The organism is Actinoplanes sp. G11-F43, from assembly GCF_050589265.1.
Classification (GTDB): domain Bacteria; phylum Actinomycetota; class Actinomycetes; order Mycobacteriales; family Micromonosporaceae; genus Actinoplanes.
In genome coordinates this window covers 77,648-87,908 of sequence record NZ_JBNZCE010000032.1, presented here as the reverse complement: position 1 = coordinate 87,908, position 10,261 = coordinate 77,648, and the positions used below count along the sequence as shown (strand labels likewise).

Annotated in this window: 10 protein-coding genes; 4 read left to right on the top strand and 6 right to left on the bottom strand. The window is 71.5% G+C overall.

Annotated features, from left to right (window positions below):
* Window positions 1-372 precede the first annotated feature (372 nt).
* Complete coding sequence (locus ACQ0O7_RS34060; RefSeq protein ID WP_430788390.1) at window positions 373-1,212, top strand: patatin-like phospholipase family protein; 840 nt, start codon at window positions 373-375, stop codon at window positions 1,210-1,212.
* Complete coding sequence (locus tag ACQ0O7_RS34055) at window positions 1,212-2,276, top strand: 1-acyl-sn-glycerol-3-phosphate acyltransferase (protein WP_430788388.1); 1,065 nt, start codon at window positions 1,212-1,214, stop codon at window positions 2,274-2,276. Before ACQ0O7_RS34060 ends, ACQ0O7_RS34055 begins: the two co-directional genes overlap by 1 nt.
* Here ACQ0O7_RS34055 and ACQ0O7_RS34050 read toward each other — a convergent pair.
* Entirely contained in the window at window positions 2,255-3,052 is a 798-nt protein-coding gene (locus ACQ0O7_RS34050) for a hypothetical protein (protein ID WP_430788386.1), read from the bottom strand. The genes ACQ0O7_RS34055 and ACQ0O7_RS34050 overlap by 22 nt on opposite strands.
* Before the next feature lie 172 nt (window positions 3,053-3,224).
* On the opposite strand from ACQ0O7_RS34050, the gene ACQ0O7_RS34045 reads away from it, so the two are divergent.
* Window positions 3,225-4,373 carry an FHA domain-containing protein gene (locus tag ACQ0O7_RS34045; RefSeq protein WP_430788384.1) on the top strand — a complete coding sequence of 383 codons (1,149 nt, stop codon included), beginning with the start codon at window positions 3,225-3,227 and terminating at the stop codon, window positions 4,371-4,373.
* A 24-nt stretch (window positions 4,374-4,397) separates the two neighbouring features.
* Here the strand turns inward: ACQ0O7_RS34045 and rocD are convergent, their stop codons facing one another.
* The 4 genes from rocD to ACQ0O7_RS34025 all read right to left on the bottom strand — a co-directional run bounded on the left by rocD (window position 4,398) and on the right by ACQ0O7_RS34025 (window position 7,937).
* A complete protein-coding gene (rocD, locus tag ACQ0O7_RS34040; protein WP_430788382.1) occupies window positions 4,398-5,612 on the bottom strand; it encodes an ornithine--oxo-acid transaminase in 1,215 nt (404 codons plus the stop codon).
* Entirely contained in the window at window positions 5,609-6,463 is an 855-nt protein-coding gene (ddaH, locus tag ACQ0O7_RS34035) for a dimethylargininase (RefSeq protein WP_430788380.1), read from the bottom strand. The genes rocD and ddaH overlap by 4 nt, the downstream gene beginning before the upstream one ends.
* A 233-nt stretch (window positions 6,464-6,696) precedes the next feature.
* On the bottom strand, window positions 6,697-7,224 hold the full coding sequence (locus tag ACQ0O7_RS34030; protein WP_430788378.1) for a hypothetical protein: 528 nt from the start codon (window positions 7,222-7,224) through the stop codon (window positions 6,697-6,699).
* A 107-nt stretch (window positions 7,225-7,331) separates the two neighbouring features.
* Window positions 7,332-7,937 carry an ATP-dependent Clp protease proteolytic subunit gene (locus tag ACQ0O7_RS34025; RefSeq protein WP_430788377.1) on the bottom strand — a complete coding sequence of 202 codons (606 nt, stop codon included), beginning with the start codon at window positions 7,935-7,937 and terminating at the stop codon, window positions 7,332-7,334.
* Between the two features lie 93 nt (window positions 7,938-8,030).
* On the opposite strand from ACQ0O7_RS34025, the gene ACQ0O7_RS34020 reads away from it, so the two are divergent.
* Entirely contained in the window at window positions 8,031-8,870 is an 840-nt protein-coding gene (locus ACQ0O7_RS34020) for an Fpg/Nei family DNA glycosylase (RefSeq protein WP_430788376.1), read from the top strand.
* On the opposite strand, the gene ACQ0O7_RS34015 is transcribed toward ACQ0O7_RS34020, so the two are convergent.
* Entirely contained in the window at window positions 8,842-10,200 is a 1,359-nt protein-coding gene (locus ACQ0O7_RS34015) for a polysaccharide deacetylase family protein (protein WP_430788375.1), read from the bottom strand. The genes ACQ0O7_RS34020 and ACQ0O7_RS34015 overlap by 29 nt on opposite strands.
* Window positions 10,201-10,261 lie beyond the last annotated feature (61 nt).

Below are 10,261 nucleotides of genomic sequence, written 5' to 3'. Positions count from 1 at the left end.
TCCACTGCACCGTTGGAGGCCTTCATCTGTTCACAGCAACGATCAAAGATCGTCAGATCGAGTGGTCACAACCCCTCGACCAACGTCCCCGAACATCACAACTAGGCGCTGGCGTACGGCGAAAGGGTGTTGATCATGGCGGGCCGGAGGGCGGACCCCGGGCGGGCTCTGACGATCGTCGTGGCGAGGTGACCCGGTAGGCCAGGGTGGTCGCCGGGCTGGCGTCCCGGCATGGGCGGACCAGTCCGTGCTCCTCGTGGTAGCGCGGGGTGCGCAGCTAGCTCGGCCGGCTCTCCGATCAGCATGGACCCCGACGGTAGGGCCTGACACCGGCGTCAAGGCAAGCGCACATGATCGTGGGAGGATGGGGGCATGGTCGACGGTCCGGTGGCGTTCGTGCTCGGCGGCGGGGGAGTTCTCGGCGCGGTCGAGGTGGGGATGCTGCGGGCGCTGTTCCGGGCCGGGTTCCGGCCGGACCACGTGGTCGGCACCTCGATCGGTGCGGTGAACGGCGCTCTGGTCGCCTCCGACCCGTCCGAAGCGGTCACCGAGCGGCTGGTCCGGCTCTGGACGTCACCGGAGGCGGCGGCGGTCTACGGCGACTCGATCGGCCGGCAGATGCGCCGGTTCGCGGCCCGCACCCATTTGCACTCACCGCGCCCGCTGCGCCGGCTGCTGGAGAGTGAGCTGGGCGAGGAAGCCACCTTCGCCGATCTGAAGGTGCCGTTCCACTGCTGTGCGGCGAGCATCGAGCGGGCGGCCGAGCACTGGTTCGACAGTGGACCGCTTGTCGACGCGGTGCTGGCGTCGTCGGCGGTGCCGGGGCTGCTCCCGCCGATGGAGATCGGCGGTGAGCACTTCGTGGACGGTGGCATCGTGAACTCGATCCCGATCGGCGAGGCGGTCCGGCTCGGCGCCAAAATGATCTTCGTGTTGCAGGTCGGCCGGGTGGAGCGCCAGCTCAATGTGCCGAAGCGGCCGTGGGAGGTGGCGCAGGTGGCGTTCGAGATCGCCCGCCGGCACCGGTTCGCGCGCGAGCTTGCGTCACTGCCCGACGATGTACGCGTGCATGTGCTTCCCAGCGGCGGTGGTGAGGCCGACTCGCCGTGGGCCTACCGGGACATGGCCGCGGTCGGCCGGCGGATCAGCCGGGCGTACACCGCCTCCCGCCGCTATCTGACCGCGAACGTCCATCCGCTCCCGGGGCAGTGATGGGTCTTCCCCCGGTCTGGGTGCGCCGGCTGCTCCTCGGCCCCCTGGTGATCCTCCTGGCCGCGACGCTGTTGACCACCCTGCCGGTCTGGCTGCTGCTGGCGCTCGCGGTCTCCCCGCTGGTGCCGGGCCGGCTGCGGGTGCCCCGGCTGGTCTTCCTGATGATCGTCTACCTGGTGTGGGACGCGTTCGCGCTGGTGTCGCTGGCGGTGCTGTGGGTGGCGTCCGGGTTCGGCTGGAAGATCCGCTCACCGTGGTTCCAGCGCGCCCACTACGTGCTGACCGGCTTCTTCCTGCGGATCCTGTTCTGGTTCGCGAAGTGGTCGCTGCACCTGGAGATCGAGGTGGTCGGCACCGACCCGGACACCGCCCAGCCGGGCCGTCCGGAGATCGTGGCGAGCCGGCACGCCGGGCCGGGTGACTCGTTCACCCTGATCCACGGGCTGGTCAACTGGTTCGACCGGGAGCCGCGGATCGTGCTGAAGGCCGCGCTGCAGTGGGATCCGGCGGTGGACGTGCTGCTCAACCGGCTGCCCAACCGGTTCATCTCACCGGGCCGGACCGGGTCCGCGTCCCTGGAGGAGCAGATCGGCGATCTGGCCACCGGGCTGGACGAGAACGACGCCTTCGTGATCTTCCCGGAGGGCGGCAACTTCACCCCGCGCCGCAAGGTCAACGCCATCGCCCGGCTGCGGGCCCGGGGCCTGCACGACATGGCCGGGCGGGCCGAGCAGATGCGCAACCTGCTGCCGCCGAAACCGGGTGGGCTGCTGGCCGCGATCGAGGCCGCGCCGGACGCCGGGGTCATCTTCGTGGCGCACACCGGTCTGGACCGGATGCTCACCGTCTCGGACGTCTGGCGCGAGCTGCCGATGGACAAGAAGCTGGTGATGCGGTTCTGGAGTGTGCCTCCGGAGGAGGTGCCGGCCGGCGAGCAGGAGCGGATCGACTGGCTCTACGACTGGTGGGCCCGGATCGACGCCTGGATCGACGAGCACCGGCCGGCACCGCGGCCACTATGGACACCCCGGAGGTCCGGGGATCAGGCGCCGCCGAGGGCCTGATAGACGTCGGCCGGGGCCTCGATCACCTGGTCGGCCGGCGGCTGCTCGGCGGTCACCGGCTCGCCGTACCCGGTGTAGAGGGCCTCGATCGGCGCGGTCTGCTTGCCGTCCACCGCGGGGAGCTGGATGGTCAGCACCGACAGCCGGCCCTGGTCGTCGAGGCCGGCGGTGAACGGGACGTGCTGGGCGTCCGCGCCGTACCCGTCCATGGTCACCTTGTCGATCCCGGCGAGCCCGGCGGCCTTGGTCAGGTCGAGGGTGCCGGCGTACTCACGCGAGCCGGTCGACCGTACGTCGGTGGTGGAACCGAGCAGGTTGGCGGTGTTCACCGGGTCGATCTGGCCGGGGCGCAGGCCGACGTTCGCCCCCTCGGGAAGCCGTGCCATGTCCAGGTGGGTCCAGGTGTTCTCCTTGGTGACGCCGGGGATCTGCGCGTACAGATCCTGGCCCAGCAGCAGCGACTTGACCTTGAGCTGCGTGTTGGTGCCGGTGGCGGTCAGTTCCGCGTTGCCCTTGCCGCCTGGCGCGTCGATCGCCGCGACCAGGTTGAACCCGGAGCCCGCGGTCACCGTGGTGCGGAAGCTGGTGGTGCCGAGGGCGGCGGTGGCCTGGCCGAGCGCCGTGGTGGCGGCCGGGTCGGCCACCGACGAGGCCGACGGCGCGGCGGTCGCGGGCGCGGAGGCGGTGGTGGTGGGCTCGGTGGTCGCCGATCCACTCGTGCTGCTGCAGCCGGCCAGCGCCATCGCGGCGGCTACGGCGAGTACTGGTGCCCGCATGATCGTCCTTCCTGAGATGCCGGTCTATCCGGTCAATGCCCGATCGGGCGTGTCAGCAAACGGACACGTAGGGTTAAACGGGCATGCGCGGGCGGCCCCCTTTTCAAAACTGATCACGCGCGGGGCATGATGGTCCGGAGCGTCAGCACGCGCACGTACAGGGGGTGGACTCGTGAGATTCGAGGTCAGCAAGGTCCTCGATGCCATCGAGACCCGGCTCACCACCGACCCGGCACTCGCCCGGGCCGTGGTCGATCTGGCGGAGGTCGTGCGCTACGCCGACCTGGACGGTGGCCGGCCGGCCAGCCTGGTCCGACTCGGGCTCCTGGTCGACGCCCTCGGGCGCTACATGTCCGAGGAGAACGTCCCGGTCTACGCCGTGGTGCCCCGGGACCTGCTCTCCGACACCGATCTGACCTCCAACGAGCGGATGGTGGTGCGCCGCTGGGCCGACGACGGCAAGGTCGAGGTCGTCCCGTCGGTCGACGACCGCCCGCTGGAGGTGGCCGAGATGCTCGGCCTGCCGGTGCTCACCCGGGACCGGGAGGACCGCTTCCGCGGTCAGCGGCCGTGGGTGGCCGAGCCCGGCCGGCTGCTCGCGCTGGTGTCCAGCCAGGGCGGCCCGACGCTGGTGGCCCGGGTCGGCCGCGGTGAGGTGGTGCCGCCCGCGCCGCGCTCCCCGCTCGGCGACCGGCTGCTCGCCCGGGTCTGGCGCTGCCCGTCGATGAGCTGCAACGTCTACGGCGACGGCGGTGACGCGGACAGCCCGTTCGCCGACATGCGCACCTACACCAGCCCGGTCTCCCAGCCGCCGCCGACGCTGCGCTCCGGGGTGCCGACCTGTCCCCGGCACGGCGACCGGCTCCGTGACGTCGGGCCCCGCCCGGCCACCGAGGTCTTCTCGGTGCGCATCGACGGCGTGATCCGTCAGCGGTTCGTGGTCTCCGAGGACCGGGCCGTGGTGATCGGCCGGGCACCGGAGGGCGGCGCCGGGGTGATGCTCGGTCAGTGGCTGACCGAGGAGGCCCGCAAGTGGATCAGCCGTGGGCATGTCCGGCTGACGCTGCGCAACGGCGAGGTCACCGTCACCGACATCAGCATGAACGGTTCGGGTGTCCGGCCCAACGGCTCGATGGACGACAGCGTGCGGATCACGCTGCGCCGGGACGAGAGCCGGCCGGTCAACCTGGACGACATCGTCGAGTTGTACTCCGAGGTGCTCGTGGGCCGGTCCCGGCTCTGGGCCAGCGGTGGGCTGACCCAGCCGGAGTCGGTGATGGGCGAGGCCCCGACCATGGCGTTCCGGCCGGTCGGCAGATAACGCGAGGTCGGAGTCCCGCTCCGCTCAGCCCTTCAGGATCGCCGTGAGGTGGGAGATCGCCAGGTCGATCTCCTCCTCGGTGACCACCAGCGGCGGCGCCAGCCGGATGGTCGACCCGTGGGTGTCCTTGGCCAGCACACCCCGCTCGGCGAGACGCTCACAGGCCTGCCGCCCGGTCATCAGCGCCGGGTCGATGTCCACCCCGGCCCACAGCCCGCGCCCGCGGACCGCCAGCACACCCCGCCCGATCAGCGCCGCCAGCCCGGTGTGCAGCCGCTCGCCGAGCCGGGCCGACCGCTCCTGGAACTCGCCGCCGGCCAGCAGCGCCACCACCTCGGCGCCGACCGCGCAGGCCAGCGGGTTGCCGCCGAAGGTGGAGCCGTGCTCGCCGGGCTTGAGCACCCCGAGCACGTCCCGGTCGGCGGCCACCGCGGAGACCGGGACGATCCCGCCGCCCAGGGCCTTGCCGAGCACATACATGTCCGGGACGACATCCTCGTGCTCGATCGCGAAGGTCTTCCCGGTGCGGCCCAGACCGGACTGGATCTCGTCCGCGATCAGCAGCACGTTCTCCGCGGTGCACAGCTCACGCATGCCGGCGAAGAATCCGGCCGGCGGCACCAGCACCCCGGCCTCGCCCTGGATCGGCTCCATCAGCACGGCCACCGTGTTCGGGGTGATCGCGGCCCGCACCGCGTCCAGATCGCCGTACGGCACCACCACGAACCCCGGCGTGTACGGCCCGAAGTCGGCCCGCGCGTCCGGGTCGGTGGAGAAGCTGACGATGGTGGTGGTCCGGCCGTGGAAGTTGTCCGCCGCCACGATGATCTCGGCGCGCTCGGCGGCCACTCCCTTGACCCGGTAACCCCACTTGCGGGCCACCTTGATCGCGGTCTCCACCGCCTCGGCGCCGGTGTTCATCGGCAGCACCAGGTCCTTGCCGCTCAGTTCGGCGAGGCCGCGGCAGAACTCGGCGAACCGGTCGTGCACGAACGCCCGGCTGGTCAGGGTGACCCGGTCGAGCTGGGCGTGGGCGGCGGCGATCAGCCCGGGGTGCCGGTGCCCGAAGTTGAGAGCCGAGTACCCGGCGAGGAAGTCCAGGTAGCGGCGGCCGTCGACGTCGGTCACCCAGGCGCCGTCGGCCTCGGCGACCACCACCGGCAGCGGGTGGTAGTTGTGGGCGGTCCAGCGCTCGGCGTCCGCGAGGGCCTCGGTGGTGCGGAATTCCACGGTCGTCACGAGCTGTGCTCCTTTGCCATGCGCTTGCGGCCCTCGCCGACCGGATCGTCCGCCGGGGGCCGTACCTCCAACGTGCAGCACTTCGGGCCCCCACCGGCTTTGCGCAGCTCGGACAGGTCGACGCCGATGGTGTTGAAGCCGGCCGCCCGGATGGCGCCGGTCAGTGCGGTGGCCTGGGACGGCAGGACCACGGTCTCGCCGTCGCTGACCGCGTTCAGGCCCAGCACCGCGGCGTCCGCCGGGGTCGCGATGATCGCGTCCGGGAAGAGCTGCCGGAGCACCGCCCGCGAACCCGGGGAGAAGGCCTCCGGCAGGTACGCCACGGTGCGCTCGTTCAGCACGCAGAGCGCGGTGTCCAGGTGGTAGTAGGCCGGGTCGACCAGCTGCAGGGTGATCACCGGGCGCTCCAGGAACTCCTGGGTCTCGGCGTGTGAGGCGTGCGCGGTCCGGAATCCGGTGCCGGCCAGCAGCACGTCCCCGGCGAGCAGGATGTCGCCCTCGCCCTCGTTGGTGTGCTTGGGCTCGCGGACCTCGAAGCCGCGCTCCCGGAACCAGGAGGCGTACGCCGGGGCCTCGTCGGCCCGCTCGGCGTCGCGGAACTGCACACCCAGCACCCGCCCGCCGACCACGGTGCCACCGTTGGCGGCGAACACCATGTCGGGCAGTCCGGGCAGCGGTTCGATCAGGTCGACGGTGTGACCGAGGCCGAGGAAGGTCTCCCGCAGGGTCTCCCACTGGTGGACGGCCAGGGCGTTGTCGTACGGCGCCGTCGGGTCCATCCACGGGTTGATCCGGTATGTCACGGCGAAGTGGGTGGGCCGGCACATCAGGTAGCGGCGCTTGTCGCTCATGAACAGAAACGGTATGCGTCCGGGGGCCGCCGACGCCCTGGATCATCCATGCGTGCGGCGGTCGATCGTTGCGTGATCCCGATGGGTGGCGGCGATTCATTGCAAAGGCCCCGGCGGGGAGGTGAACCACCACCCATGCCGGGGCCTCAACGAATCCGGCGAACCGCCGGAGCGAGGTCGGGGCGGGACCGCCGGTCGGGCTGTCCCGGTTCCGCTGATCTGTCTGATACCCGTCAGATCCGGTCCACAAACTGTGCGTCGAGCCACATTCGGAATTCCGGAATCGTCTGCACGTCGGTGCCCAGCCACCAGAGCTGACCGGTCAGCCCCAGCACCCCGACGACCAGGGCGGCGATCGACAGCAGCACACCGAGCAGTGCGCTGCCCTTGCCGGCGACATGCCGCTTGCGGGTCCCGAAGACACCGGCCAGCGAGAACACCAGGGCGAGGCCGGCCACCCCGACGCCGTAGCCGAGGAGCGGGCCGGAAAGCACCAGCAGCGCCCCGGCGACCGCCAGGATCAGGCCCAGGGTGGCGGCGAAGCTGGTGCGGGCCTTGGGGCCGGCCGGTGGGGCGGGCCGCGCGGGCGGGGCCGGCGGATCCGAGATGGCGCGGGCGCGCTCGGTCTCGGTCGTGGTGGGTGCCGGGCGGACCGGCGGAAGCGTGGCGGTGGTGGGTTCGTCCCGGCGAGGGGCCACCGGCGTGCGCTCGGTGTCCGCTTCGTCGACGGTGGACTGTCGAGGGAAGGTGGGAAGCCTCACGTCAAGTACCTCCATGGGCGGGGTGTTGACGTGCTTCCATACCCGCCCGGCCCGGAAACGACACGGGCGGGCCACCCCTGAGGGGTGAGCCCGCCGTGGCGTGTGGCTCAGACCAGCGGAGACGCGCTGGCGACGTCGGCCGCCTTGGTGATCACGTGGTCGACGAGGCCGTACTCCTTGGCCTCGGTCGCGGTGAACCAGCGGTCCCGGTCGGAGTCGCGCTCGATCTCCTCCGGGGTGTGGCCGGTGTGGAACGCGATCCGCTCGTTCATCACCTGCTTGATGTGCAGCATGCTCTCGGCCTGGATGGCGATGTCGGCCGCGGTGCCGCCGATGCCGCCGGAGAGCTGGTGCATCATCACCCGGGCGTGGGGCAGCGCGTAACGCTTGCCCGGAGTGCCGGCGCAGAGCAGGAACTGCCCCATCGAGGCGGCCATGCCCATCGCGATGGTGGCCACGTCGTTCTTGATGTACTGCATCGTGTCGTAGACGGCCATGCCGGCACTGATCGAGCCGCCGGGTGAGTTGATGTAGAGCGCGATGTCACGCTCGGCGTCCTCGGAGGCGAGCAGGAGCATCTGCGCGCAGATCCGGTTGGTCACCTCGTCGTTGACCTCGCTGCCGAGGAAGATGATCCGTTCCCGGAGCAGTCTTTCGAAGACCTGGTCGTCGAAGGACGCTCCACCACCACGCATAGTCGTCTCAAGGCTCATGTCCCCACTTTCCCGCAGTGGATGGCCGGATCCCAGTGATTCGCCTGAGGGGCGAATCCGCTCACGGCATAATGCCCGGCTACCTTTGGTGCCGTGCCGGAGGGACATACCATTCACCGCCTCGCCGCCCGCCACCGTGAGCTGTTCGCCGGGCGGCCGGCCCGGGTGAGCAGCCCGCAGGGACGGTTCGCGGCGGGCGCCGCACTCATCGACGGGCGCGTGCTGCGCGACACCGAGGCGGTGGGCAAGCATCTGCTGCACCACTTCGAGGACGACCGCACCCTGCACGTGCATCTCGGGCTCTACGGCAAGTTCGCCGACGGGGTGCTGCCGGCCCCCGCGCCGGTGGGTCAGGTCCGTCTGGCGATGACCGGTTCGGATCACTGGCTGGAGCTGCGCGGGCCGACCGCCTGCGAGATCCTCGAACCGGCCGGGGTGGACCTCCTGCGGGCCCGGCTCGGCGCCGACCCGCTCCGCGACGACGCCGACCCGGCGGCCGCGTTCGCCCGGGTCCGGGCCAGCACCAAACCGCTGGCCGCGCTGCTGATGGACCAGTCGGTGGTGGCCGGCTGCGGTCTGATCTACGCCAACGAGGTGCTGTTCCGGGCCGGGCTGTCCCCGCAGACGCCGGGCACCGCGATCGACGCGGCCCGCTGGACGGCGATCTGGGACGACCTGCGGGCGCTGATGAAGGAGGGCGTGCTGCGCGGCCGGATCGACACCGTGCACACCGAGCACACCCCGGAGGCGATGCGCCGGGCGCCGCGGGTGGACCGGCACGGCGGCGAGGTGTATGTCTACCGCCGCCCCGGTCAGCCCTGCCTGGTCTGCGGGACCCCGATCGCCCGGGGCCCGATGGCCGGCCGCAACCTCTACTGGTGCCCGTCCTGCCAGCCGCCGCCGGTCACGCCGTCCCGGAGGCGCTCGGCGTAGCGGACGGCGCCTCGGACGGGGTGGCCGGCCCGGTCGGCGCCGACTCGGACGGCTCCGGGCCCGGGGTGGTCTCCTGGCCGGGCACGCCGACCTCGAAGTTCTCCACCAGCCACGGGAGCAGCTGCGCGTACGCCTTGGTGGTGTCCGGCTGGTTGAAGTCGTGCGACAGCACGATCGCGCCCGGCCGGGTCTCCTTGCGCACCTGGTTCACGATCCGCTTGATGTGCTGCTCGGACGACTCGCCCTCGAGGTGCTCCCAGTCGCGCGGGTCCACCTCCCAGTAGAGGGAGGTCATGCCGTCGCCGTACGCGGTCTTCACCAGCCGGTCGGTGAAGTTGCCGCCGGGGGCCCGGAAGTACGGGATCGCGACGTCCGGCACCGCCGCGCGGATGGCGGCGTTCGTCCGCTGCAGATCATCGAGGATCTGGTCCTTCTTCTTCTTGCCGATCTTCAGGTCGTGGCTCCACGTGTGGTTGCACAGCGTGTGGCCCTCCTCGGCGATCCGGCGGACCAGGTCCGGGTGCCGGCGGGCCTGCGTGCCGACCAGGCAGAAGACCGCCTTGACCTGGTGCTTCTCCAGCAGGTCAAGGACCTTCGGGGTCTCGTTGGGGTCCGGCCCGTCGTCGAAGCTGAGCATGACGGTCTTGGACCCGGTGGTGCGCAGCGAGTTGAACGGCCCGTCGCCGACCGGGACGACGGACTGTTCGGCCTTCTCCTCGGTGCGTTCGGGGGTGGGGGTGGCGGCCGGCTTCTCCGGCTCGGCCGGGGCGGGGCCGGTCACGGCGGGCAGCGCTTTCACCGGATCCGGCTCGGACTCGCGCTGCGGCTGCTCGGGCTTCTTCTTCTCCGGCTTGCTGATCACGCCGACGGCTTCCGCGGCGGCGGTCATCACGCTGCTGCTCTCCTCGCCGCCCCGGGGGATCGGCACGGCGGTGAGCAGCAGGCCGACCGCGACCAGCCCGGCGAGCGCGAGCTGCGGGCGGCGCTTGGCGGCCCGCATCCAGCCACCCGCGTTCGGGTCCGCCGGGGCTCGGTGGGCGCCACCCGAGGTCCGCGGCAGGGGCACGCCGCCCCGGGGACGCTCCAGGGTGTGCCGGCCGGTGTTGCCGCGCGAGCGCGACGACGACGGCAGTGAGCGGGTCGATCCGTAGGAGGCGCCCTCGGCGCCGGCCCGGTGCCGGGGCGCCGGGACGGTCGCGCCGGAGGGGTCCACAAAGGCGGTGCGCAGGCCGGAGATCCGGACGGTCTGATCGGTGCTCCGATGCCGCCCGCCGCCCGGGCTGTCGTCACGAGACGTCGGCGCTGGTGAGAGCGGGGCGTTCGGCGGCATTCGTCATGACTACCGTGTTACAAGATCAAGCGCGATACCAGATCCGTCACCATCACATCGC